The organism is Ignicoccus islandicus DSM 13165 (assembly GCF_001481685.1).
In the GTDB taxonomy this organism is placed as follows: domain Archaea; phylum Thermoproteota; class Thermoprotei_A; order Sulfolobales; family Ignicoccaceae; genus Ignicoccus; species Ignicoccus islandicus.
Genome location: NZ_CP006867.1, coordinates 343,395 through 366,369 on the forward strand (window position 1 = coordinate 343,395; position 22,975 = coordinate 366,369).

26 protein-coding genes are annotated in these 22,975 nt (G+C 46.7%); 12 read left to right on the plus strand and 14 right to left on the minus strand.

The window, feature by feature from the left end:
• Positions 1-17 precede the first annotated feature (17 nt).
• A complete protein-coding gene (locus EYM_RS01955; protein WP_075049434.1) occupies positions 18-941 on the plus strand; it encodes a hypothetical protein in 924 nt (307 codons plus the stop codon).
• Here EYM_RS01955 and pstB read toward each other — a convergent pair whose 3' ends face one another.
• The 7 genes from pstB to EYM_RS01990 form a co-directional block, all read right to left on the minus strand.
• Complete coding sequence (pstB, locus tag EYM_RS01960; RefSeq protein WP_075049435.1) at positions 942-1,703, minus strand: phosphate ABC transporter ATP-binding protein PstB; 762 nt, start codon at positions 1,701-1,703, stop codon at positions 942-944.
• Positions 1,693-2,526, minus strand: a complete 834-nt coding sequence (locus EYM_RS01965) for a PstA family ABC transporter permease (RefSeq protein WP_083494990.1) — start codon at positions 2,524-2,526, stop codon at positions 1,693-1,695. The genes pstB and EYM_RS01965 overlap by 11 nt, the downstream gene beginning before the upstream one ends.
• Complete coding sequence (gene pstC / locus EYM_RS01970) at positions 2,519-3,445, minus strand: phosphate ABC transporter permease subunit PstC (protein WP_157058724.1); 927 nt, start codon at positions 3,443-3,445, stop codon at positions 2,519-2,521. Before pstC ends, EYM_RS01965 begins: the two co-directional genes overlap by 8 nt.
• Positions 3,446-3,510: 65 nt before the next feature.
• Positions 3,511-4,128, minus strand: coding sequence for a zinc metalloprotease (locus tag EYM_RS01975; protein WP_075049438.1), 618 nt, complete (start codon positions 4,126-4,128; stop codon positions 3,511-3,513).
• A 5-nt stretch (positions 4,129-4,133) separates the two neighbouring features.
• Entirely contained in the window at positions 4,134-5,219 is a 1,086-nt protein-coding gene (locus tag EYM_RS01980) for a tyrosine--tRNA ligase (RefSeq protein ID WP_075049439.1), read from the minus strand.
• Positions 5,220-5,269: 50 nt separating this feature from the next.
• Positions 5,270-5,602 (minus strand): hypothetical protein, encoded by a 333-nt coding sequence (locus EYM_RS01985; protein ID WP_075049440.1) that lies wholly within the window; start codon positions 5,600-5,602, stop codon positions 5,270-5,272.
• Positions 5,559-6,899: a hypothetical protein gene (locus EYM_RS01990; protein ID WP_157058725.1), complete on the minus strand. Its 1,341-nt coding sequence runs from the start codon at positions 6,897-6,899 to the stop codon at positions 5,559-5,561. The genes EYM_RS01985 and EYM_RS01990 overlap by 44 nt, the downstream gene beginning before the upstream one ends.
• A gap of 546 nt (positions 6,900-7,445) precedes the next feature.
• Between EYM_RS01990 and EYM_RS01995 the strand changes: the two genes are divergently transcribed.
• The 5 genes from EYM_RS01995 to EYM_RS02015 are packed head-to-tail and all read left to right on the plus strand — an operon-like array spanning position 7,446 to position 10,470.
• Positions 7,446-7,925: a hypothetical protein gene (locus tag EYM_RS01995; RefSeq protein ID WP_075049442.1), complete on the plus strand. Its 480-nt coding sequence runs from the start codon at positions 7,446-7,448 to the stop codon at positions 7,923-7,925.
• Between the two features lie 40 nt (positions 7,926-7,965).
• A complete protein-coding gene (locus EYM_RS02000; protein WP_075049443.1) occupies positions 7,966-8,295 on the plus strand; it encodes a CpXC domain-containing protein in 330 nt (109 codons plus the stop codon).
• Positions 8,296-8,320: 25 nt separating this feature from the next.
• Positions 8,321-8,752 carry a DUF61 family protein gene (locus tag EYM_RS02005; protein ID WP_075049444.1) on the plus strand — a complete coding sequence of 144 codons (432 nt, stop codon included), beginning with the start codon at positions 8,321-8,323 and terminating at the stop codon, positions 8,750-8,752.
• The gene (locus tag EYM_RS02010; RefSeq protein ID WP_075049445.1) at positions 8,745-9,620 is read left to right on the plus strand and encodes a helix-turn-helix domain-containing protein; all 876 of its coding nucleotides are present in this window, start codon (positions 8,745-8,747) and stop codon (positions 9,618-9,620) included. The genes EYM_RS02005 and EYM_RS02010 overlap by 8 nt, the downstream gene beginning before the upstream one ends.
• On the plus strand, positions 9,598-10,470 hold the full coding sequence (locus EYM_RS02015; protein WP_075049446.1) for an RIO1 family regulatory kinase/ATPase domain-containing protein: 873 nt from the start codon (positions 9,598-9,600) through the stop codon (positions 10,468-10,470). The genes EYM_RS02010 and EYM_RS02015 overlap by 23 nt, the downstream gene beginning before the upstream one ends.
• A gap of 24 nt (positions 10,471-10,494) precedes the next feature.
• On the opposite strand, the gene EYM_RS02020 is transcribed toward EYM_RS02015, so the two are convergent.
• Both EYM_RS02020 and EYM_RS02025 read right to left on the minus strand, forming a co-directional pair.
• Complete coding sequence (locus tag EYM_RS02020) at positions 10,495-12,030, minus strand: hypothetical protein (protein ID WP_075049447.1); 1,536 nt, start codon at positions 12,028-12,030, stop codon at positions 10,495-10,497.
• A 33-nt stretch (positions 12,031-12,063) separates the two neighbouring features.
• Positions 12,064-13,017, minus strand: coding sequence for an archaellin/type IV pilin N-terminal domain-containing protein (locus EYM_RS02025; protein WP_075049448.1), 954 nt, complete (start codon positions 13,015-13,017; stop codon positions 12,064-12,066).
• A 61-nt stretch (positions 13,018-13,078) separates the two neighbouring features.
• Between EYM_RS02025 and aroE the strand changes: the two genes are divergently transcribed.
• Positions 13,079-13,891, plus strand: a complete 813-nt coding sequence (gene aroE, locus EYM_RS02030; RefSeq protein WP_168050163.1) for a shikimate dehydrogenase — start codon at positions 13,079-13,081, stop codon at positions 13,889-13,891.
• 66 nt (positions 13,892-13,957) lie between these two features.
• A complete protein-coding gene (locus EYM_RS02035; RefSeq protein ID WP_075049450.1) occupies positions 13,958-14,539 on the plus strand; it encodes a hypothetical protein in 582 nt (193 codons plus the stop codon).
• Between the two features lie 140 nt (positions 14,540-14,679).
• On the opposite strand, the gene EYM_RS02040 is transcribed toward EYM_RS02035, so the two are convergent.
• Positions 14,680-14,952: a hypothetical protein gene (locus tag EYM_RS02040; RefSeq protein ID WP_075049451.1), complete on the minus strand. Its 273-nt coding sequence runs from the start codon at positions 14,950-14,952 to the stop codon at positions 14,680-14,682.
• A gap of 510 nt (positions 14,953-15,462) precedes the next feature.
• Here EYM_RS02040 and EYM_RS02045 point away from each other — a divergent pair.
• The 4 genes from EYM_RS02045 to EYM_RS02060 all read left to right on the plus strand — a co-directional run bounded on the left by EYM_RS02045 (position 15,463) and on the right by EYM_RS02060 (position 18,875).
• Positions 15,463-16,620, plus strand: a complete 1,158-nt coding sequence (locus tag EYM_RS02045; RefSeq protein ID WP_075049452.1) for a hypothetical protein — start codon at positions 15,463-15,465, stop codon at positions 16,618-16,620.
• A gap of 42 nt (positions 16,621-16,662) precedes the next feature.
• Entirely contained in the window at positions 16,663-17,448 is a 786-nt protein-coding gene (locus tag EYM_RS02050; protein WP_075049453.1) for a slipin family protein, read from the plus strand.
• A 65-nt stretch (positions 17,449-17,513) separates the two neighbouring features.
• A complete protein-coding gene (locus EYM_RS02055) occupies positions 17,514-17,786 on the plus strand; it encodes an NfeD family protein (RefSeq protein ID WP_075049454.1) in 273 nt (90 codons plus the stop codon).
• Between the two features lie 123 nt (positions 17,787-17,909).
• On the plus strand, positions 17,910-18,875 hold the full coding sequence (locus EYM_RS02060) for a hypothetical protein (protein WP_075049455.1): 966 nt from the start codon (positions 17,910-17,912) through the stop codon (positions 18,873-18,875).
• A 3-nt stretch (positions 18,876-18,878) separates the two neighbouring features.
• On the opposite strand, the gene EYM_RS02065 is transcribed toward EYM_RS02060, so the two are convergent.
• Genes EYM_RS02065 through EYM_RS02085 form a run of 4 tightly spaced genes read right to left on the minus strand, consistent with a single transcriptional unit; the run spans position 18,879 to position 22,975 of the window.
• On the minus strand, positions 18,879-20,495 hold the full coding sequence (locus tag EYM_RS02065; RefSeq protein ID WP_083494991.1) for an NADH-quinone oxidoreductase subunit D-related protein: 1,617 nt from the start codon (positions 20,493-20,495) through the stop codon (positions 18,879-18,881).
• Entirely contained in the window at positions 20,470-21,111 is a 642-nt protein-coding gene (locus EYM_RS02075) for an NADH-quinone oxidoreductase subunit B (RefSeq protein WP_075049456.1), read from the minus strand. The genes EYM_RS02065 and EYM_RS02075 overlap by 26 nt, the downstream gene beginning before the upstream one ends.
• Before the next feature lie 5 nt (positions 21,112-21,116).
• On the minus strand, positions 21,117-21,485 hold the full coding sequence (gene ndhC / locus EYM_RS02080; RefSeq protein ID WP_075049457.1) for an NADH-quinone oxidoreductase subunit A: 369 nt from the start codon (positions 21,483-21,485) through the stop codon (positions 21,117-21,119).
• The gene (locus EYM_RS02085; RefSeq protein ID WP_075049458.1) at positions 21,482-22,975 is read right to left on the minus strand and encodes a complex I subunit 4 family protein; all 1,494 of its coding nucleotides are present in this window, start codon (positions 22,973-22,975) and stop codon (positions 21,482-21,484) included. Before EYM_RS02085 ends, ndhC begins: the two co-directional genes overlap by 4 nt.

A 22,975-nucleotide genomic window follows, 5' to 3' on the forward strand; every position in this document is an offset into this window, starting at 1 on the left:
ACAAGGGCATAGTTCAATTGGGAGTACTGCTCCTAATAGTAGTTACAGTGACCTTATCCGTAATAGTGGTAGTTAACTTACCTAAGATTTTGGGAAATTGCCCCGTCAAGGTGGTAACCAATACCGTAACTAAGTACGTAACTGAGAGCGAGGTGGTCACCGTTACAACTACGGCCTTCAGAACCGTAACGGAAAAGCTAACGAAAGTCGTAACGAGCGTAACTACCACGATCTCTACATCGGTATTTACCTTAAGGAGCACGGTGTTTTCAACTATTACCTCAATACTCGTTAGAACTGCCTTCCTAACCGAAGTAGTGGAGAGAACTGCAACGGTCACTTCCACTAGCTACGTCTCCTTTACTAGGACGGTAACCGTAACTAGTACCCACACGGTCTGGGAAACCCTCGTTCCGAGTTACCAATCGATCGTAACTTCTACGGCAATATTCGTAAACGGCTTAAACGGGGGCGTCGCAATTTACTCGTGTACTGGAAAGGGAGTAATGATTCTAGGGAAAACCATGACGATAATTAGGGGTTATCCCAAGCCTATTAACTTCGATTACTTCGTTCCGTGTCCCGCTTTAATCTTAACTGAGAGTAACAATACCGAAACTGTGTTCCTGAGCGGAACCCTAACTTTTAAAATGGCCCGGGTCACTGAGGCGAAGCTTCTCAACCTCATTACTTTAACCGGGGTGGAAACCTTCACTAACAACTTCTTACTCGTCTACCCTGTCACTTCGACGTTAGCCTTGAAGTGCGACGGAAATGGAGTAGTTGTTGGTGGGAGGAAACTGATCGTGGGTTATCCCGTACAAGTGGTTAACGTAGTAGGTTCGGAGTTCCACGAACCTTGTCCTTGTTACTGCTTAATAACGGAGAAAGGGCCCTTAACGCTTCTAGCAGTTGGAAGCGGAACTCTCACGTGGGGTTAGCTAGACCTTCCCTAGTACGTACTTCTCGGTTAACTTGTTCTTAGGCCTGGTAAATATCTCGCTCGTTGGACCTACCTCGATTACTTGACCTTGGTAAACGAAGGCTACGTAGTCGCTTATTCTCGCTGCTTGCTGCGGGTTGTGGGTAACAATGACTATCGTAAGGTCCTTCTTTAATTCAACTATCGTTTCTTCTATTTTCTTAGTGGAGACGACGTCTAGAGCTGAAGTGGGTTCGTCCATTAACAGTACCTTCGGTTTAAGCGCTAGCGCCCTCGCTATGCAAAGCCTCTGTTGCTGGCCTCCCGAAAGCTGACTGGCCTTCTTCTTCAATTCGTCCTTAACTTCGTCCCATAAGTAAGCCTTCTTCAAAGCCCATTCTACGCGTTCCCTTAACTCTTCCTTACTCTTAACGAGTTTGTTCATCTTCAAGCCTATGGCAACGTTATCGAAAATGCTCATATGGGGAAACGGATTAGGTCTCTGAAATACCATTCCGACTAGCCTCCTGACCTCTTTGTCCTTCATAGCGTAGACGTCCTTTCCGTCCAGCAGTATTTCGCCATCTATTTCGACCTCCGGATAAAGGTCCCAGAGCCTATTTATGGACCTCAAAATGGTGCTCTTACCGGATCCAGAGGGTCCCATTATTGCGAACACTTTGTTTCTAGGTATTTCCAAGTTGATGCCTTTCAGTACTTCCTTTCCAGCTATTCTGACCTTCAAGTTCCTTATCTCTATAATCGGTTTATCAGAACTCATGTCTTCTCACCACTAACTTACTGATTATTATTAAAGGCAATATTATTGCGAATACCAAAACGAAGGAAGCGGCCCAACTAAGCTCTAGCCAAAGTTCTTGTGAGCTGAAACCGAACTTGTATATTAGGACGCTCAAGCTGGCGCTTGGCTTCAACGGATCTAACTCCAGTTTGTCGCTCCATCCGGCCGTGAAGAGTAGGGGGGCAGCTTCTCCAGCAGCCTTAGCTAGAGCTATTAGCGTGCCAGTTACGACGCCCGGAGCTATTAGGCCCCTGAGAACCTTGAAGAGGACCTTCGGATAAGGTATCCCTAAAGCAAGTCCCCCCTCCTTCACTTCCTTAGGCACCTTCCTATACGCCTCAGCGGTGTAAATGGTAATGTAAGGAACCATTATCACAGAGAGAGCCATGCTCCCAGCTAGTGCGGAAAAGCTCTTCGTAGGAACCACTACTAACCAATATATCGCTATACCAGCAGCTATGGTCGGTAGCTCTACCAGTAGCGAGGCGACGTCTTCAGCTATTCTAGATAGCTTCGAACGCCTAAATTCCGCTATTAGAACTCCAGCGAGGAAACCTATAGGGAACGAAATTAGTAGCGCCATAAAGATCATTTCAAGCGTTCCAACTATCGCCGGAGCTATCCCAACCTTAGGAGTTCCGAAGAAGAATATCGGAGGAGGTATGTCGTTTACGAAGAGTTGATAGCCGTACTTCATTACTATTGGAAGTCCGTTGGCAACTATTGAACCCAATATCCAGAGCAGCGTTCCTAAAGCGCTTAGGCTGAGAACGTAAATTGCAAGTATGCCGATTCTAGGCACTAGCCTCCACCTCCATGAAGTTCTTGGAGACCTTCCTTCCAAAGTAGAGCAACGCGAAGCCCATTCCCACTAGAATTAGTATTAACGTAGTTAAGGCCTCGCTATGGAGCGGGTTCATCATTGCTTCTTCGAACTCGTTAGCTACCAGCGAGGTTATAGTGGCACCTCTGCATAGCAAGCACGGTTTGAAGGGACCTATGGAATTACCTATCAACATTGTCACAGCCATTGTTTCGCCGAGGGCTCTTCCAGCTGCTATAATGGTTCCAGCTACGATTGAGGACTTAACGTACCCTATGCCTATCTTAATAACGTCCCATTGATCGCCCCCTAGAGCGTAAACTGCTTCCTTTAGGTCCTTGGGTATCATTTCGTAGGAGTTCCTTATTATTGCCGAGGCGTAAGGTATCATCATTAGCGATAGGACCAATACGGCCGTCATGAAGCATTGAGGAGTAATTGAAGAGGTCTCAACTAAAGTTGAGATCAATGGTACGTTAGACAGAATTGATTGAAAGGTCGGATAGAAGTACGTAGCCATAAGCGGGCCGAAGATCATTAATCCCCAATATCCGTAAACCACGCTGGGTACAGCTGCAATTAAGTCAACTAGACCTCCCACTAGGGTCTTCAACCTCTTCGGGGCCAGCTCCGCTGCGAACACGGCCATGGATACCGAAAGGGGTAGCGTAAGTAGCGTGGACCAGAAGGTCACCCATAGGCTACCTAAGATGAATTGTATTGCACCGAACTTGTTCGCAGAAGGATTCCATTCACTAGACGTAAGGAGTTCGTACCCCTTCTCTAATATGAAGGGGGTCGAGTAGTACGCTATTGGTAATAGCGCTGATATAAAGACTACTAGAAGCAATAAGCCGCCGAAACTCACCAGTATCGGTGGTTTGAGCCGTTTCTTCATGACCTCTCGTTCACAGCCTTCCAATCGGTCTAAATGAACCTTTTCGAAATTCCTTTAAAACCGTTTCACAGTAGGAACGTAAATACAGCTGATAGCGAAAACAGCGCCAGCCACAAACCTTGATGATATCGGAACACCTTGGATCCGTCTAGAGGTTCCAAGGGCAGTAAGTTGAAGAGGGCGAGGAACCAATTGATTGAAGATATCATGTAGAACGGAGGGTAAAGCGTCAAGACGTAGAGCGCGTTGAAGATCAAGCCTATAACTATATTCGCTATAGGACCGGCAGCGGCTATTGCCGCTTCAGGTAGGAGAGGTATCCTATACACTATTGGATTGAACTTCCTATGACCCCTGGCAAAGCAAGAGAACATTACAGCGCCTGGAGCAGCGAACACGAACATGCCTCTCGTTATAACTGATAGGAAGAGCGCTAACGCTAGGCCCAAGGGCCAGAGCTTGTACTCAGCGAAGCAACCGTATGCCTTAGCCGTCTCCCTGTGCGCCAATTCATGCATCACGAAGCCTAATCCGACGGCTACGGCCGTCCACAGAAAGGCGTCCAGCCAGCCGTGAGCTAAGTACCTAATTCCGAACGCTATGCTGAGGACGATCCAAGACACGAGGAGTGCATAGGTACCAGTAGTCCAATCGATTGCGTACTTGTAGCTTCGGTAATACATGTTCCTTACCTCGTGATCCTACTGCTCGATATCTTCCGATATAACTCCTTGGCCTCTTCGTTCTCTTGGAAGTATCTCCTCACGGGCTCAAGTATTTCCGAGAGGTACTTGGCGGTAGCTTTCTTCAAATCTAAGGGATGGAGCTTGCCTTCCCTGAACGCCTCCTCTAATTCTTCGTATGTATTGAAAGCAACAGTCCCGCCGAACTTCTCGGGCCTCTCTACGACGAAGGGTTTGTATTCCCTCCAAGGAAATATTACGTATTTAACTATGTCCAGAACTGGGTTGAACTCCACCACTCCAGCCGGGCAGTAAGCTTTCTTCAATTTACTCCATATCTCTTCCGGTGAGTCGTGAACGAATATGGCGCTCTCCGGTTTGCTCTTACTCATCTTTATTTCGGAGGCGTAATCGTCTAGGTCCTTCACATCCATTCTCTTACCCCCTTGCAAGGAGGTAAGTAAGGGCGTGTGAATTGCTATAACCTTCTTGGCATTGATCTTAGGAGCTACGTCTCTCTGTAGCATATGTGCTTTCCTTTGATCTAAGCCCCCCAAGGCTACGTCCAAGTCCATGTATACTATATCGGAAACCTGCATTGCTGGATAGATTAATTTGGAGCTATCTAGCTCCGCCTCGTCCGCCTTCCTTCCCATTATAGTTAACGCCCTTTTCATTCTCGCTAACGAGGTGTTTTTAGCAACCTTGATAACTAAGGCCCAGTAATTGGGATCGCTAACTAGGTCTTCAGCGTAGACCCACCCTATCTTATCCATGGGTAGTCCTAGGGCCTTGAGAACGTGCCAGACGTACCGAGCTGCGTCCCTTATGAGGTTTAAGTCACCGCCTAGCTTGTCGTTGACCCAAGCGTGCCAAGTGGCTGCCAGCACTCTCATCTCTATGCCGGCTCTAACTAGATCGTCGAGCTTCTTCGCCCAGACCATCCAACCTACGTGAAAGAGGCCCGAGGGCTCGAAGCCTATGTATCCCTTCAGCTTCTCTCCCTTCTCGAGCTTCTCCCTTAGTTCGCTTTCGGTTACTATCTCTACCGTATTTCTCTTTATTAATTTAATTTTCTCTTCTACGTCCACTTTAAGTCCCGAAAGAAAGGTTGAAGCTCGCGCTATTTACGATTGCAGTTTCAAATTACCCTAACTCGTACGGGCCTCCCGTAGCTATAGCCCTTAACTACGCCGCCCTCGCTAACCAAGTACGCTTTCCACAACTTCGCAATTGCGAAATCCCTTTTACTAGCGCTAACGTGTTTGTGAAACACTCCTATCAAGTCGTCCCTCGGCAAGGGCACGCAATTGAAGGCTATTGGAGTAGAAACGCAATGGGTGAAGGCAACCCCTTCGATAACTACTAAATTTCCCTCCTGAGAACCGAGAAGTAGCGCTCCCTCCTCGAAGTCTAGATCAGAGAGCAGTTCAATTAACGGGCGAGGAATTGCTATCTCGAGAATCGATCTCATCTAGCTTCCTCCCCTCTACGTCGACTTCGGCCCTCAAGCCCGCTCCCTCACCTATCTCCCTCATCTTCAACAAGGCTCTCTTAATCAATGCGTAAAATTGTAGGGTAGCGTAAACTCTATCTGCGAAACCTACTTCATCGTCCCTTATTTCAATTAGGCTTCTTACCTCTCTCTTTCGCTCCAATGGCTCGGCGTTCATTAGCTTCCTCAAGGGAAGTAGGTTCCATATTTTGCAGAAGTTCTTGTCCTCTGTAACTAAGACGTTTCCGTCCATAAGCAAGGGATCTATTTGCATTATCGCCTTATCGCATAAGTCCGGAGGACTCGGATATTCTATTTTAAGCGACTTTACTTCCTCGACCACGTCGTGAGCAATGAGCGATATGAGATCGACCTTGTCTCCCCTCTTGGCCCTCTCCTCGAATTTATGAATTAACTCGTATATAACGCATCTAGGTACCCTAATTGTAAAGCCTTTGTAAACCCAATTAAGAGCTCCTAGGAGGACGAATGACGTATCGGCTATGATTGGCTTACCCTTCAAAGACTTCATTAGGTCCAATGGAAGCAAGCCGGATAGCCATAGCAAGCTATCCTGACCCCTAGCCAGAACGCCCCTACCTTTAAGCATAGGTGCACCGGTTATTCTCGTCACGTCGCGTTCCGTTACTACCTCCACGCTCCCAATGGCGCTTCCTAGGTCGAAAGTTACCTTCAACGAAGGCTTCTTGCAATTGAGGTCGTTGCAAGTGTAGTGCAAAGTAGCGTTCAGTTTCTTAACTAATTGGGCCACCTCTCTTCTAATGGGGCCTAAGTTGTTCAAGCCTACTTTCTCTAGGTCAATGTTTTCTATTACGTCGTCCACCTTGTCTCGAAACTTTACGTCCCCTATTCCGGTTACTCTCTGGAGGAACCTGGGTACGAAGGGGTAAACTAAACCGTTCCAGAAACCGAAGGGGAAGGTTACGTGAACTACTTTGCTGGACGCTTTACTGGCTACTGAGGAGAGCGACGCTCCCGCAGGAGATATCACTACCACGTCGCTTTCGCTCAAGTGTCGCTTGAGTTCGGAGAGCCTCTTACTTAAGGACGCCTCGTCCCCTGGAACCTCCGCCATCTCAATGCTTGGAATTATCCCAGTTAGTTTCTCTGCATTCCTCTTCCCTGAAGGAGTGTGCAAGACCTTCACTCGATCGACCTCTATTTCTTCAAGCGATCTCAAGGTTGAGGAAATGGAAGAAAAGAGGTTAACTTCACCTCCGGCTAACAACACAGCTAAGCTGTCTCTCCTAGGCATTCCCTTAACCAATATTTAGTGTTAAGCAAACCTTTTGACGTCTTCAAGGACTTCTTTTATATTGGTCTCGAAGATTTATTTCGCCCCGGCGTAACGAACTGAAAGCGTTGAAATTAAGAGAACATTGATCGCAAGTTTGCTGTGACTGAGACGTGAGGGAAAGCAGTTACCACATGGCGAGAGGCCGTCTGTTGCGAGCTTGAGTTATTAGCGCAGCTCCCGGCACTGGCCAGTAAGCAGTATTCGAATCTCGCCTTCGCATACGGTTGTAATTGCGTTTCCAGAGACCTTTTACAAGCGACTTCGTACTTTCCAGAGTCGCTGATAGGCTTACTGGAACGTCGCCTCCTTATGCAAGATACTATATATCTAAGGTCTCCTGCGAAGCCGTTCTTTGGAAGGGCGATGGATTGAGACGTTAGTAGGGAGTAGACCTTGACCATTAAAAACGCTCAACACGCACTACATTGAAGCGCCCGCAGGGAGCGATCCCAAGGAAACTCAATATAGCTTTTAGGAGAAGGGAAGAGAGGTGAACTCGAGCTGTTGGACGAGGCAACGAGGTATTTAGCGCTCGGAGTGTTCCTCGCGTCGCTCGCATTGGGGAGCTTGGATTACTCGCTCTCGGGCGGAACCGTTTCGCCTTTAACGCCAGCAGCTGCGCTGGCTGTAGTAATAGCGTTTATTTCCATGGTGTTCCTAGATGAAGGTTCGTCGAAATTACATAAGCAGTTCACCGAGGGGGCCTTGATAGCTGCCGCGATATTGGACTTGCTAAGGATAATTGACCTCGTCATAGGTTTTCCCAACCCGCAATACGCAGTTGGTCTGCTCTATTTCGCGTTAGGCTACTTAGAGATCAAGGAGATAACGGTGTTCGCTGTAAAGCCTTTCAAAATCTATCCTCACGGTCAAGTAGTAACGGCTCTAGCTATAGACCCAACGCCCTTGCTCGCTGCGTGGTACCTATATTCATTTAGAAGAGAAAGCCTTAGGAAGTTCGTTAAATCCGTTGTGAGCGCTTAGTTTTTGTAACCTTGTCTGCACGTGACGATGGGTAATACGGATGGCTAAGAAGAAGAGAGACGCTACAATATGTCCGAAGTGTGGTACTAAGGTAGAGCCTATCAAGACTTGGCAACTGGTCTCTCCCATGCCCGACTCGAAGGGAAGAATAACAATAACGATAATGGGAAGCTTCCAATGTCCTAACTGTGGGCACAAGTGGAGGGGCGTAGTTAGTAAGATAAAGATCGGGGGAGGAGAGATCGAAGTAAAAGGGAAGAAGATAAAGGAACCAGAGCCAGTACAAGAAGAGCCTGAAGTGATAGAGCTCGACCTGGATGAGCTGGACGTAAGCGATGAGGAAATAGAGAAAGCACTTAAGTCAAAGTAATGGATTTTTCCTAAGGAATCAACTCATGAACGATAGAGAGCTCATAAAGCTGACTATAAGCGACTTCGCTACGATAAATCAATCCGTTCCTAAGGAACAAATTCCCTTACTTAGAGCGCTAAGAGGGGAAAGGGAGGTTCCCTTAAAGGACGGAACGGTCCACTTAATGGACGAAGACGACCTACAGAGGCTCTCCAACGCCATCCCTTCTTGGCTCAGATGGCTAGTTAAGGTTCCCATAGTTCTAAGCTATAACCCCGAAACCGGGGCTTTGAGCGTCATGGGAGACCAATGGCAAGAAGAGGCAGTAAGGAACGTTCTTGGACTCGAACGAGACGAAAAACTTAAATTTTACCATTTGGATAAGCTAGTTATGGAACTGGGTTCACTAGTGTTCGTAATATTTGCGGTGGATCTCCGCGAGGTGATTTCCTCCAAGGGTGTTGAAAATGAATAGGAAGTTCGTTAAGGACGTTTTATCTCTAATTGGAGACAAAGGCGTATTAATTAATGGCAAGGCCTCGGACATAGTGGTCAAAAGAGAAGGGAGGATCTTCGCTGTAATAGCTGAAAGGAACGCCTCTAGGATTAAGAGAGGTAAAGTAGGAGTACTGAACGCTTTGGCAAAAGCAATAGACGCCATTCCACTGATAGTAAGCGAGAAAATGGGTTCCGAGAAATTATTGGAGGACGTCATTTACGAGAGGTTCGATACGCCGGTAGCTTCCCCGGAGACCTTGAATAAACTATTGTCTGGTGATAAAATATACATAAGGAAACACAAGTCGGCTTTCGTCGTTAGCGTGAACCCGAAGGAGCTCAAGCGGAAGAGAGTTGAGAGCGGGATGAGCTTGGGCGCCCTAGCCGACTACTTAGGGGTTAGCAAGAAGTCCGTATACGATTACGAAAGGGGGGAGAGCAAGGTAAGCGTGGACGTTGCGGTGAAGCTCGTGGAGCTGTTCGGCGAGGAAGTACTAGAGGAGGTGAACTTCAATGAATTCGAAGGAGTAATAGAGCCTTGCGAGCCGCATAGCCCAATTGAGGCCAAATTACTTGATAGGACCGAAGGCGTACACGTACCCAAAGGTAACGTCCACGTAGGGAAAGAGAGGGAGTTCGTAGCAGTTGTTCCACACGGCGACGAGGAATTGCAGTGGTTCGGGGAAGCTAGTAAAATGATAGACAAGAAGGCCTTCGCAGTAGGCTTCGAAGACTTACCCAAGGACCTGGAGGGAGGCAACGTCGAAATTGCTAGAGATATAGAGGAGTTCGTAAGGCTCTTAAGGGAAGGGAAGGAAAGAGATGGACGTCAGAGAAGCGCTTAGCGTTATATCTAAGGAGGACTTAGAAATACTTTACGCTTTGGAGAAGTACTCAAATAGGTATGAGTTCGTTCCTCTAGAAGTCTTGGAGAAGTCTACCCGGTTACCCCTTCACGTTTTAGAAAGGAGCTTGTACAAGCTAAACTCTTTGAAGATAATAAAGAGACAGTCCGCTTCGTTCCTAGGCTACAGACTGACCATAGTAGCCTACGACGTACTGGCAATAGTCTCGTTAATGAAAAAGGGGTACTTAGATAAGTTGGGAGAGAAGCTGGGCGTCGGAAAGGAGAGCGACGTCTACCTTGGAATAACTCCAAGTGGAAAGGAAGTGGCCGTTAAGTTCCACAGAGTTGGGAGAACTAGCTTCAGGCACGTGGCTAGACACAGGAGCTATAAGCTAGAGAGTTCGTGGCTCTTGCAATCGAAGGTCTCAGCGCAAAGGGAGTTCGCCGCGCTAAGGGAGCTTTCCTCGGTAGGCGCGAAGGTCCCCGAGCCGATAGCTAGAAGTAGGCACGTAGTGGTAACTGAGCTGATTAAGGGCGCAGTAGAGCTCTCAGAGAAGCCTCCCTTAAAGGATCCATTGAAAGCGTTCCAAGACGTCATTGAAACGATCGATAAAGCCTATAACGAGGTGGGTATCGTTCACGGTGACTTAAGCGAGTACAACGTTATAGTAAATCCCGAGACTTCCGAAGCTTACGTAATAGATTGGCCCCAATACGTTGAAAGGGATCATCCAAGAGCGAAGGAACTATTAAGGAGAGACGTAGACTACGTGGTAAAGTTCTTCAGAAAGACTTATTCGATTCCTGTAGAGACGGAGGAAGTTTACGAAGCAATAGTAAAGCGGTAGCAAATTACCCCAAATTATCCTAGATCACGTTGTTCGTTTGTATCTATGAAGTGATTCTATTAATACAAGAGATCCGAGAAGGGTTGAAGATATCAAGAGGTACAGCGTAAGTGGGTAGCACCTCAAGGAGCTAGAGTAAAGGCCGGTAGAACTTTCCTCTCGTAAAGCAACGGCACAACTACCTAGATAAGAGAACTCTGGTATACCTCTCGCAAACGACTTCTCGTAGCCTGGCGGTAGGTACTTGCCGGAATATATTGGGACCTTGTAATTTACCCTTAGGCTTACGTTTCCGGAGTTAGTGTTGTAATGTACCAAAACTTCCCTATTTAGTATTCGAGGGGTCCCGTTCAAGAGTTTGATATCAGAGCTTACGGTAGAAACCTTCACGTTCGTTACGTTGAGTTGCTTCACTAAGTCGAAGTAAACTGGAGCGGAGCTGGAATAGAAGATAGAGAGGGCTAACGCGACTATTAAAGCTGCCTCGAGTGATTCGACGAACTTTCTCTTCTTTACATATGTTACTGCAAAGCTTATCCAAGGTATTACAGACGCTAAGATATAGTGGAGAAATCCCGTTGGAGATATTAAAAGATACTTACACCTCTTGTAATACGCAATAGATAAGGTTAGGGTAGATAACGTTAAAACTAGTTGAAAAGCCTCAATGGAATAATACCTAATGAGAGCCATCGCAAGCAACGCTATTGATGGAACGAGAACTCCTAGGGAAATTACCTCCAACCCTTCAACTAATTTCAAGTAATATAACGAGCTTAAGAGCAGCGTTGCGAATGCTATTCCTAAGGACCTTTGATCAGCGAAGTACGGACTTGCTATATCGGTCGGAATTAAACGAACTATTGATATAGTAACTAAAGACGCCAATATTATTGAAAGCGTGCTGAGCTTGTCCCTATACAAGTAGTGAATTACGAGGGAGAGTACTGATACGAGGTAGGCCGCGTGGAAAATGGAATAAGGGATCGGGATTCCATACGTAGTTAAGTTGTAATACGCAAAGAGAGCTAATGAAAAGGACGCTAACGAAGCAGACAAGTTTAGTAGAGGGTCTTTCCGAACTGCCAAGTACGAAACGTAGAGGGCTATTGAGAGATGGAATAGAAATAGATAGAGCGTATCGAACGTACTCCTAATAGTACCATAGCCTATAGGCGGTATCGAAGGGGCGCTGAACATCATTGAAGAGTTTAGACTAAGGTAATTGGACCAATAAGTCAAAAGGGAAGCGATCAATACGCTAGCTGAAATGGAAAGGGGCAGCTTGCGGAAGTAAGATAGCATTGAGGCGATTAGTGGAACGTAGAACTGAGGGAGCGTCAGAGCTACGACTACCCTCTCAAGCGGATTTAGGGCGCAGTTAACCCAGTACCATTCGAGCAACGTGGAAACGCGACACGAGAGGAAGTGAAAGAGCGTCAGAATTGATATCGATAACGGAATTAGGGATAAGTACTTAGATGAATCGAGCTTTCTGAACAAGTAAGCTAGAACGGGTAATGGTATTGAAATAACTATGAGAAGTGAGAAAAAATTCATTTTTAGTTAAACCTCCCCGAGCCGGTTTTGGCTTTACTGTACAGTTAGAGGTACAGTGGTCTCCCAAGTGCTGCCGTCTTGGAATTGTAGCCTAATGTCAACATTATCCATTACGTTGGGATTGACCTTCTGGCACCATATTACTAAGCTCCAGTCGTCTTGGCCGACCTTGGCTAGGTCGAAAGTGTCAATTGCTCTTTGTTGGGCGTTGGTACCGTCATGGTATGCTACATTTAGGGTACTGCCAGTCCACCTATCGTACCTTATCACAGCGTTAGTACTCTTGAAGTTGGTCTCTACCTTGTTAGTGCTTGGGTAAGTCACTTCCCAGACACCAGCTACTATGGTCGCAAACGAGTCGGTAGTGTAAGTGTTGGTACCATCTGTTGCATAGATGTATGCGGTGGTAGTGCCAGTGGGTGCAGTAATTCCATCCGTTAGATCTGCATCAGTTACTTGACCTTTAGCACCAACTCCTTGCGTGTTCGCAAAGGCTAATACTATACCTCCCGGAGGTAGTTGATCGTTGCCGTCTAGCTGACCTGCGGTTTGGCCACCAAATCCGGCGAACGCAATACCGTAGGATTGCAATCCTCCAGCAGTACTACCTGTATGCTGGTCGTCTGTGCTTTGTAGGAAGGCTGCGTAGTGGCAGAGTATCCTACCAGCGTAAATTACGTCTACGTTGTCGATGGTTACTAGGTTTTGACCAGCTCCAGCGCCGCCTACAGCAGCCGGTGGAGCCTTGAAGGATATTATTAGTACTGGGTAGTCGACCTTGAATCCTGCGCCGGTACCGTCACGATAATCACCCATTGCCCAAGTAGCTTGTATTACAGTTAGGGTCTTTCCGGTCACTTGGCTTCCAGCCACGTTGGCGCTCAGGCTACCTACCCAAGTGTAGAGCAAGACGGCAGCTGCGACGGCGATGAGTATTAGCAGTAGGGTCGCTATAACCGGGGAAACTCCCTTCCTTAGGGCCTTCATGTCTCTCACCATTCCTCGTGTTTGATAACCCATGGAATGGCTTATAAGGTGGGGTGGTGTTTTGAAGTACAAAACTTTCGCAGTTATTGGGAAACCTATAGAACATAGTCTATCTCCCTTACTCCATTCGATTTCATTCGAACTCATGGGGATAAGGGCGTGGTACACTAAGGTCGAAGTGGGAAAGGAGGAGTTAGGCGAGTTTATGAGAACGGCTCCGAAGCTCTTCACCGGAATTAACGTAACTATACCGCTGAAAGAGGAAGTAACGAAGTACTTGGACGAAGTAAGGGGCGTTGCGAGGGAAGTAGGCGCCGTTAATACGGTTAAGTTCGAGGGAGGCAAGGCCATAGGCTACAACACGGACGTAGAGGGAGTTAGGAAAGCAGTTTCTACCCAAATAGAACCTAAAGGGCTTAGAGTCGCGATTATAGGGGCCGGGGGAGCGGCGAGGGCGGCAGTAGTCGCCTTCTACAAGGACAATGAAGTAACTATATTTAATAGAACGGAAGAGAGGGGTAGGAAGTTAGCAGAGGAATTCGGCGTCGAATTTCAGCCTCTCTCTAATTACGAATTAATTAAGGAATTCGATCTGGTGGTGAACGCCACTCCAGTAGGCCTAGGGGGGAGGGGCGTACCAATACCTCCGGAAGCCTTGAGGGAGGGCCAAGTGGTAATGGACATGGTGTACAACCCCCTACTAACCCCCCTCTTGAGGAATGCCTTGTTAAAGGGCTGCAAAGTAGTAGACGGGCTGAAAATGTTGGTAATTCAAGGCTTGGAAAGCGAGGTTATATGGCTTGGACTTGCACCGACTTGGGAGAAGGTTTACTCTAAGTTGCTAGCTAAATTAGCTCAAAATCGCGAAAACTGAATTCCTTACGTCTAACTGGGCTGACCGCTTATTACCAATTGTTTCTTCGAAGGTTGAGGGGATTCATTGAGGAACGCTAAGTTATATGAAATGATGAAAGAGGGCTGGAAAGTCGACGAAGTTAGGAAGGAGCTCGACTTACTCCCGAGCGACTTAAGGGCCTTAGTAATGGTCTTCAAGAGGATGGGAATTGGCGTGCATCGCTCCAACGGTAAGTTCATTATTAGAGAATTACCCAAGCAAGAGGTGATTCTCAGAACTCCAGTCGACCTAGTAATGGCCACAGTTCAAGCAACGAAGATACTCAGATTCATATATGGTGAGAACGTTACCTTGGTCTGGCCCAACGCCGTTGCGCTCGGAAAGGACGTAATAGCTAAAGTGGAGGGTCCCAGTTTGAGGGTAAAGGGATTAGACAAATACTTGGAAGGGGCTATAATTAAGCAGACGAGGGACTCGTTAAGGAGGAAGAAACTGGGCGAGACGATGAGGATAGCTAACGTAATGTTATATAAGGATCAATATAAGTTCTTTTTAAAGAACGGTGAAGCCGTAAAAGCCAGAGTCGAACTAGTTAACTTAAGCGGGAGAGCGAGGACTAGCATAGGCGAACTGAGAGTAGAGGACGTTAACGGAATAGAGCTATGAGCGCGTTAGGGAATGTAATTCCGTATCGGACCTTTCTATCTAATTCTTACGTTACCTCCCCTCCCGCTGCTTTGAATAGGAAATTATCATTAAATCGGATCGAGAACTAGCGATTCCCTAAGGCGAGGCGAATATGCTTCTCAACCCCTTGCAATTGCAATTGCAGTGCCCCAACCCTCCCTCTTCCTCCCAATGGGATCGCTACTCATCGAGTCACCGAGTTTTTCGGTTAGTACTTGGAGCACATCTCTATAGCTCGCCTCCACGTAAATTCGCGTTCCTATTGGAACTATTAAGGCCGGCTCCTTCGGTTTATTGCTGGCCAAGCTCCAACCCGTTCTCACTACCTCTAATGATAGTTCTCTTTTGGGAATCATTACTTTCCTTACATTCAATTTATTCTTTAAGAGCATTTCACCAATCTTCTTAATTTCATGTCGACTCAGCTCTACCAGGTTCTTCCAAGGACTTCATTGAGCAAGGCTGGGGCGATTAGGACTATCTCCCAACGTTTCGAGTTCCGATCCCTAGAACTAAATACCGTTCCAATTTAGCGCTACTCCCAACGCTTACTTGAGCTAAACCTTGATCTCCTCCGAACCTTATGGTTTCGTCTAATGTATTTCGAATACGAAACAAGGAGGTTATCGAAATAGCCGCCAAGGCCAGCAAGGGATACAATGCGTTCGAATTGATAGAGGGTCCAGATAGTTGCTTCCAGCGATTCAAATTAATTGGCTACGAATTCCCTCCGTGAAGTTTTTAGTTCGCCGATCCCAAGCCGTTTTGAAGCTTTAGTGTCTCGCAACGTCTCTTCAACAATTTTCAGCGAGACCGAGGCGAAGAAGATCGTCGGCCTCTAGAGCGAAACGGAAAGCCTTAAATGCGTTAGTAGCGAATTCTCTCTTTGAAAGGGTTCAGAATTGAAACACTTACTCTTAGTTATCTCATTACTTGCGATAATTCAAGCCCTCCACTTCCAAAAGGTTCTGATCGGCCACGTCAAAGCCCCCTTGCATTCCATTGTCCTAGACAACTACTTGGTAGTCGCGGGCGATAACTGCATTTACGCTTACGACCTAGAAGGTAACGCTTATTGGAACGAGTGCCTCGACTCTCCCGTTACGGACTTAGACTTATACGGTAACAGAGTAGCCATTGCGACTATCAATGGTACAGTTTACTTACGTAGCGATGGAGAACTGCGTAAGGTAATCGAGGGAAGGGAATTCTCCTACAGCGTGAAGCTGCTGCGAGATTCGTTAATAGCGTGTAACACTACTTGCGCTCTAGTAGATCTAAGAGGCAACTTAATATGGAAAAGGGAAATAGGGGTAGTAACTGACTTAGAAGTGAAAGGGGATTACGTATACGTTGCTCATGGGAAAGCTAAAGGCATTGGTGGAACGCCCGGCTTTAGTGTGTTATCTCTAAGGGATGGGAAGGTTCTCTTCCAGAAAATTGAGTGGAGGGAAGGGGAAAGCGTTTACAAAGAGAGCGTTTCGAGCGTGGACGTTTGTTCCGATAAGCTTGTTCTAGGAGGACTGATCTTCGTTTATCTATTCAATATCTCTAACCCACTTGAACCGAAGCTATTATGGAGGAAGGACTTTGAGGGCCTGCTGGTTGCCTCTTCGGTCCGCTTCTCGCCGAATTGCAGCTCAATAGCCGTTGCATCCTATTACGGGAGAAAGGTGTACTTCTTGGACCTTGGGGGTAACGTAATAGGGGAACTGAGCTTCGGGGACAAAGTAACTGACTTGGATTGGAAGCGTTACTTGGCAGTTGGTCTAGAAAACGGAACCTTCTACTTGTTTGGAAATTTGAGCGCACCGAAGGCCTTTACTGTAACGGAGACGGTAACGAAGGAGCTAGTTAGAACGGCTACTGAGACCGTAACTACTCACTTATACACAACCGTTCTATTAACTTCTACAAAGACTGTTACATTTACGAGCACTGAAACGGTCACTGTAAAGGAAGATTTGAACAAGTTTTTGATAACAGTAGCAGCGATAGTGGTTGCCGTCTCAGCAGTGAACGGTCTGCTCTTGTTCAAATTCGTGATTAGAAGGCACTAACCGTTTTTAGAGACCTTTTCGATGCTATAAAGGGTCTTTAGCTTGATCGAAACCGTTTTCCTCATCTTCTTAGCCCTGGCTATCGTAACTCCCCTCGCGAGGAGTTCAATAAAGGTAATAAACGAGTATCAGAGAGGAGTGGTGTTTCGATTAGGTAGGTACTCGGGGATCGTTGGTCCCGGCTTAGTGGTGGTAATTCCCGTAATAGATTACTTGAGAATAATTGATATGAGGGTTACTGTCGCTGACGTTCCTGAACAAAGGGCCTTAACCAAGGACAACGTAGAAGTTACAGTGGACGCTGTAGTTTACTACAGGGTCGTGGATCCGGAGAAAGCCGTTACGAGCGTGGAAGATTTCCAAGAAGCAGTAAGGTTGTTAGCTCAGACTACATTAAGAGAGGTAATAGGTCAAGTGGAGCTAGACGAGTTACTAAGCAAAAGGCAAGAACTGAATTTAAAGATGCAAGAAGCAATGGATGAAATTACAGAGAAATGGGGGATAAAGGTAGTTAGGGTTACAATAAAGGAAATAAAATTGCCGGAAGAGCTACTTAGAGCTATCGCTAAGCAAGCTGAAGCCGAGAGGTGGAGGAGGGCCAAGATAATAGAGGCCGAAGGCGAGAAGCAAGCCTCGAGCTTACTGACGGAGGCAGCGAAGCTGTACGAAGAACACCCTGTAGCTCTTAGGCTAAGGGAGCTCCAAATGCTTCTAGAAATAGCTAAGGAGAAGAACCTAATAGTAATTGAAAGGGGAGACGGAATTGGCCTACCAGTTGCCTTAGCGAAGGGCGTTAGTAACCCATCTACAGAAGAAAAACGCACCTAATCAATGTAATAGAATCGATGCCTGTATTAGGTTTTCATGCCTCCGAGAGTTAGGACCTATGGATTATGGACGCCCAACAGTACCTTTTAGGAATAGCTCTAATAAGCGTCATCGTAATACTCTTGATCTTCTCAAGCTCCGCCAAGAAAGACGAAATAGTAGGGAAGAAGGGGAGAGTAGTAAAGATCAATAAAGAAACATGGGTAGAGATTGAAGGGGAACTATGGAAGGCGCGATCAGAGGAGAAATTAAGCGAAGGAGATGAAATAGAAGTTTTAAGGAGAGTTGGCTTAACCTTAGAAGTAAAGAAAGTGGAAAAGAAGGATGACAATATATAGAATACGAAATAACTATGATGAAGTGAGATTAGAGACGGAATACGACTTATAGAGACTAACCGGTTAGGTCTATTCTTTTTAGGGATGTTTTCGTATTTCTTTCTTGCAAAGAGGTAATATGTAATGAGAAGGCTATTTGCACTACTAGTCTTAGGTATGATCGGCTTTTCGTTGAACCTAACGTTAGTCGGAAAGGCCGAAGTTGACGGAAATCCTATAAAGGTATTTATCGGCAAGGGTTATTCTATAATAGCAACTTATCAAGGGAAAATCTACGCAACTGATCTAAGTGGTAGGGTTCTAGGAGAGTACGATTTAGGAGAAGAGATATACGGAATGGACGTAAGTGGATCCGTAGTATACGTTACGACCATGGGCTTCGTTCACGCTTTCTCCTTAAACTTAAGGCCTCTAGCAAGCATCGAGGTAGAAGAAGGATTTTCGGGTGCAATAGATGTAATTGGACCTTTCGCAGTGTTAGCTTTCTACAACATAGGTCTATTTCACTTAGATTTGGTAAACGAAGAGGCGAAACTCGTTTGGGGATACAAGGGACTGAACGGCGTAATGCCCTTGGCCTTAAAGATAGCGTTTAGCCCATATCAGGAACGAGCTGAAATAATATTTGGGGATATGGAAGGTAAGCTGTATTCAGTAAACCTCAAAGGGGAAGTGCTGAACAGCGGGAATTACGGCGACGTAATACTCTCTATTGACAATTGCGGAAACTTAATTGCCATCTCGAAGGACGGCGGTTTCCTAGTAGGTTCCGGAGAGAAGGGTAAGCTTATAGAGAAAGAGACCAAGGGACCGACTTTCGTAGCTTTCGACGACCTATGCTCGAAGCTAGCAGTCGCAGAGAACGGCAAGTTAACTATATACGACCTAAGCGGTAAGGTAATAACTCAAGAGGAAATAGGTAAACCGGTAACCCTCTCGTGGTCTAGAGGAATAATAGCCATTGCTGAGAAAGGGAAAGGGGAAGTTAAGTTCTACGTCCTGGGTACGAACGCAGAACTCCCTACAAAAGAGATAGGCGAGATTAAGGAAGTTGAAAAGGTTAACGAAACCCTTCCATCCTTAGGTTAATTTTTACCTATCCATTTCCGCTACGCACGTGTCTAAGCTTATGTACGTAGCCAAGAAGTCTTGTAACAACAAGTTCCTTCCTATGTACTTCAAGCTTAAGGTATGGATGAACACTGGCGATCTCATGTGGACCCTCCACGGCCTCATCCTAGCCTTGGGATCCTTCGGATTGGCGACCACTAATACGCCGTTCTCCCCTCTGGCTCCTTCGTGAATTCCGTAAGCCATTCCTACTTCTCTGGGGAACGGCGGTACCCTCTTCAAATGAGTTCCTAGGTCCCCCCTAGTGGTTAAGGTCTTGAGGACTTGCCTAACTATGTTTAAGCTCTGCTTTATTTCTTCGTACCTTATCAGAACCCTATCTAAGTTATCGCCTCTGGTGCCTATAGCTCCATCGAACTCTAGCGCGTCGTAGCCCATGTAAGGTTTGTTTATTCTGTAGTCCCAAGCCACTCCAGTGCTCCTTAAGTTAGGCCCAGTCCATCCGTACTTTATAGCAGTTTCGGAACTAACCGGGCTGACTCCCTCGAGCCTCATTACTACAAGCGGGTTCTCCAAGCTCAAATCAATTAATTTCTCAAAGTGCTTCTCGAATCTAACAATAACCTTCTCTGCAATATCCCTAAATCCTTGAGGTAAGTCCCTAGCGACTCCTCCGAACCTTATGTAATTGAAGGTCATTCTCTGACCGGTCAGCATTTCTAATAAGTTAATGAACGCCTCTCTATCCCTAACGGCCCACGCGAAGCCAGTGAGCTGGTTGATGTTTTCCAAGAACGAACCTATGTAAAGTATGTGAGATTGTATTCTGCTTAGCTCAGCCGCTAGGATTCTTAGCAAATTGGCCCTCTCGTCCACCTTGGCTCCTAGAAGCTCTTCAACAGCTAAGACGTAAGGAATTTCCCACCCTATTCCATCTACGTAGCACTGCCTATCTAAGAGAGGTATTACCTTTAAGTACTCCTTCTGCTCGAAGATCCATTCCACTCCTCTGTGAACGTAGCCGATCCTAGGTATTACGTCCCTCACTATTTCGCCTTCCAATCCCAGTAAGAAGCCGGCCGGACCGTGGGTAGCCGGGTGCTGTGGACCAACGTGCACGTAAACTAAATCGTCTCTTAACTTGTCTTTGTCCTCGACGTCAGTGCCCTTAATCTCGTTCCAGTCAACCTTAGGTAGATTGGTGTAACCTCCGGAGTCCTTCAGTAAGGGAAACCTGTCTTTAGGGAATAACCTCGGGTCTTCCGAGAGCAACAGCTTCCTTATCCTACCCCATCTCTTATAGTCGGGGTGGTTTAGGAAGTTCACTCCGAACATTTCATACGTTTCGTTCTCATGCCATTCTACACCCGGAAAAATATCGGCTAGGGAGGGAATCTCTCTCTTATCTCTATCTAGCTTAGTACTTAGCGCAACGGTCTTAGCGTCTGAGAGCCTGTGAAGAACGAGGAGCAACTGGACTTTCTTCTCTGCAGGCCAATCAACGGCAGTTAACATTTGCGGATACAAGTATCCGTCTTCCTTGAGCTGGTAAGCGCTCTCGTACCAACCTTGAGGTTCGACTTCCACGTAAGTTAAGTTGCTCCACTCCTTCCTATTTACCTCCCACGTTAGCTTCATTCTCGTTCACCTCCCCAGCTTTTCTCTTACCATGGATATATCTCTTCATGGGATCTACTAGCTTCTTATTAGAACCTTCCCTATCGTTAACGGGATATTTAGTTAGCTTAGCTTCGCTCAGATCCCCTCCCCTGATTAATTCTTCCATTTTCAAGATAGACCGTATTAGAGCCTCGGGCCTGGGAGGACATCCGGCCAAGTTAACAACGTACGTCTGTTTTCGAATCTCCTCCGGAAGGGACCTTATCAGCTCGTGAATTCCGTCTAGAACGTACTCGCTCTCCCACCAAGGCCCACCGTTTATAGCGCACTCACCCATTACTATAACGTACCTAGGACCGGGCGTTTGCATGAATAACCTTCTCAGTCTCTCAGCTATTTTCCTATTGACGGGGCCATTGACCAATATTACGTCTACTTGCCTAGGAGTGGCCCTCGCCAAAACGCCTATCCTCTCGAAATCGTGAAAAGCGAAACCTGCTTGCATCATTTCTATTGCGCAACACATTATACCTAAGTGGAGGAGCCACAGACTGTTCCTTCTGGCCCACTTAACGCCCCTTCCAATTGGTTGTATCTTCTTCAAATCCGGTCTCTTAACTAACTTAAACGCCATGGAAATCACCTCATCCAGACCATTATTCTAATCTTCCTCATCCACGCTATTCCGGCGAGTAGCGCAAAGAATAGCATACTTAATCCAATTAACGCATTAATGGACGGATTGTTAGCTCCGACTAGCGCTAGGGCACCAGTAACTTCTGCAACGAAGAAGGCTATCAAGTAGGGGAAGAAGTTCACTGTATACCTAACTTCCTTGGGATCACCTAAGGTAAGTTCACCGCACTCATAGGTCTCGTACTTATCGGGGTGTTCGGGGGTTGGGTCTTCAAGCAACTTGTTGATAACGAGGGAGCCGCCTTCCAAGACGGCTCCGACTGCCATTGCGGTCGCTACTGCTGTTATGGCTATAGCTCCAGGCTCGATCATCCCGGTACCACCCCCGTTAGAGCTAGTGGAGTTTGAGTAACCGCGGTCTTTAAGGGTCCCATTACCAGATGGGGCATGATTCCTATTATGACGCTTATTGCCAGTAAGTAGAGTATTGGACCTATGTGGTAGAACTTAACGTCTTTTTCGAGCTTCACTGGAGGTCTAGTGAAGAGCATTCTCTGTCCATCCCATACCAAGTAGCCTGTAACGGTAGCTATAGCTAACAGCAAGAAAGCGGCAACTATCGTTCCAGCCGAAGTTTGCTTGGCCATGCCCAAGCTCGAGGCTACCAAGCTAAGTTCAGCCGGATATCCGGAAGTACCTGGCAGTCCGAAACCGGCGAATATTGCTATCATTATTACGGTACTCATGATAGGGACAACGAAGGCGAGTCCCCTTATCTTCGGTATTTCTCTCGTATGTAGGTAATGCTTAATGACTCCGCTTAAGAGGAATAGCGCACCTACTACGAAGCTGTGTGATATCATTTCGAATACTGAACCAACGAAGCCGAGGTAAGAAGCGTTACCTATCCCCATTCCCCATATCGCCGCGCCTATTGTTGACATGCTCATGTGGCTTATACTGGTGTAAGCAACTACTCTCTTGAAGTCTACTTGAGCTATTGCAACGGTGGCAGCGTAAGCGGCTGCTAAGGCCGCCCAAATTGCTATGAACGGTAGGTACATCATTAGCATGTAGGGTACTATTCCCAAAGTTATCCTAATGAAGGCGTATCCTCCCATCTTAAGCATTAGGGATGCCAGTATCACTGAGCTCGGGCTAGGCGCCTCTACGTGAGCTGCTGGCAACCAAGTGTGGAAAGGCGGAACTGGCACCTTTATGAAGAACGCTAAGAGGGTTAGCCAAGCGAACGCCGCTTTAACCCACTCTGGAGCTACGCTTAGTCCGGCGGCGAAGTCCTTCATGTCGAAGGTGTGGGAGCCGTAGAGCCACCCTAAGGCTATGGCCACTAAGAGCATCATTCCTCCTATTTGCGTATATACGAAGAACTTGTAGGCCGCGTAGACCTTCCTCTCACCGCCCCAATAGAGTATGTGTATGAACATTGGTAGTAGAGTGAACTCCCAGAATAGGTAGAACCAGAAGAGGTTCCACGAGGCGAATACTCCTATTAGGGCTGCCTCAGCAGTAAACATTAGCGCTAGGTAAAGTTTCGCCCTCTCTTCTATTTCCCAACTCGCTGCCCAAGCAACGGCAATGAATATCAAGCCGGTAATGGCAAGGAAGAGGGCCGATAGGGAGTCAACTCTAAAGGTTAGATCGGCGCCTATCTGATGCAAACCCGGTAGTACGTAGTTCTCGTAGTACGGCTCCTCTATGCCCCTAAGTATCGGAGATACTAGTAGTAAGGCAACAATTATCGTCAATATTATTGACGCTTGCTTAGCTCTCCTATCGCTAACTAACATTACGCCAACGGAACTAACGAGCGATAATATTATAGCAGCAAGGAGCTCGCACAT

Excerpts from the sequence above, each read along its gene's own strand:
- EYM_RS02085 (WP_075049458.1), bottom strand. The coding sequence starts at position 22,975 with ATGTGCGAGCTCCTTGCTGCTATAATATTATCGCTCGTTAGTTCCGTT.
- pstC (WP_157058724.1), bottom strand. The coding sequence starts at position 3,445 with ATGAAGAAACGGCTCAAACCACCGATACTGGTGAGTTTCGGCGGCTTA.
- EYM_RS02075 (WP_075049456.1), bottom strand. The coding sequence starts at position 21,111 with ATGGCGTTTAAGTTAGTTAAGAGACCGGATTTGAAGAAGATACAACCA.
- EYM_RS02010 (WP_075049445.1), top strand. The coding sequence starts at position 8,745 with ATGAATAGGAAGTTCGTTAAGGACGTTTTATCTCTAATTGGAGACAAA.
- EYM_RS02025 (WP_075049448.1), bottom strand. The coding sequence starts at position 13,017 with ATGAAGGCCCTAAGGAAGGGAGTTTCCCCGGTTATAGCGACCCTACTG.
- EYM_RS02000 (WP_075049443.1), top strand. The coding sequence starts at position 7,966 with ATGGCTAAGAAGAAGAGAGACGCTACAATATGTCCGAAGTGTGGTACT.
- EYM_RS02040 (WP_075049451.1), bottom strand. The coding sequence starts at position 14,952 with ATGCTCTTAAAGAATAAATTGAATGTAAGGAAAGTAATGATTCCCAAA.
- EYM_RS02005 (WP_075049444.1), top strand. The coding sequence starts at position 8,321 with ATGAACGATAGAGAGCTCATAAAGCTGACTATAAGCGACTTCGCTACG.
- ndhC (WP_075049457.1), bottom strand. The coding sequence starts at position 21,485 with ATGATCGAGCCTGGAGCTATAGCCATAACAGCAGTAGCGACCGCAATG.
- EYM_RS02060 (WP_075049455.1), top strand. The coding sequence starts at position 17,910 with ATGAGAAGGCTATTTGCACTACTAGTCTTAGGTATGATCGGCTTTTCG.
- EYM_RS01975 (WP_075049438.1), bottom strand. The coding sequence starts at position 4,128 with ATGTATTACCGAAGCTACAAGTACGCAATCGATTGGACTACTGGTACC.
- pstB (WP_075049435.1), bottom strand. The coding sequence starts at position 1,703 with ATGAGTTCTGATAAACCGATTATAGAGATAAGGAACTTGAAGGTCAGA.
- EYM_RS02055 (WP_075049454.1), top strand. The coding sequence starts at position 17,514 with ATGGACGCCCAACAGTACCTTTTAGGAATAGCTCTAATAAGCGTCATC.
- EYM_RS01985 (WP_075049440.1), bottom strand. The coding sequence starts at position 5,602 with ATGAGATCGATTCTCGAGATAGCAATTCCTCGCCCGTTAATTGAACTG.
- EYM_RS02065 (WP_083494991.1), bottom strand. The coding sequence starts at position 20,495 with ATGAAGCTAACGTGGGAGGTAAATAGGAAGGAGTGGAGCAACTTAACT.
- EYM_RS02015 (WP_075049446.1), top strand. The coding sequence starts at position 9,598 with ATGGACGTCAGAGAAGCGCTTAGCGTTATATCTAAGGAGGACTTAGAA.
- EYM_RS01990 (WP_157058725.1), bottom strand. The coding sequence starts at position 6,899 with ATGCCTAGGAGAGACAGCTTAGCTGTGTTGTTAGCCGGAGGTGAAGTT.
- EYM_RS02020 (WP_075049447.1), bottom strand. The coding sequence starts at position 12,030 with ATGAATTTTTTCTCACTTCTCATAGTTATTTCAATACCATTACCCGTT.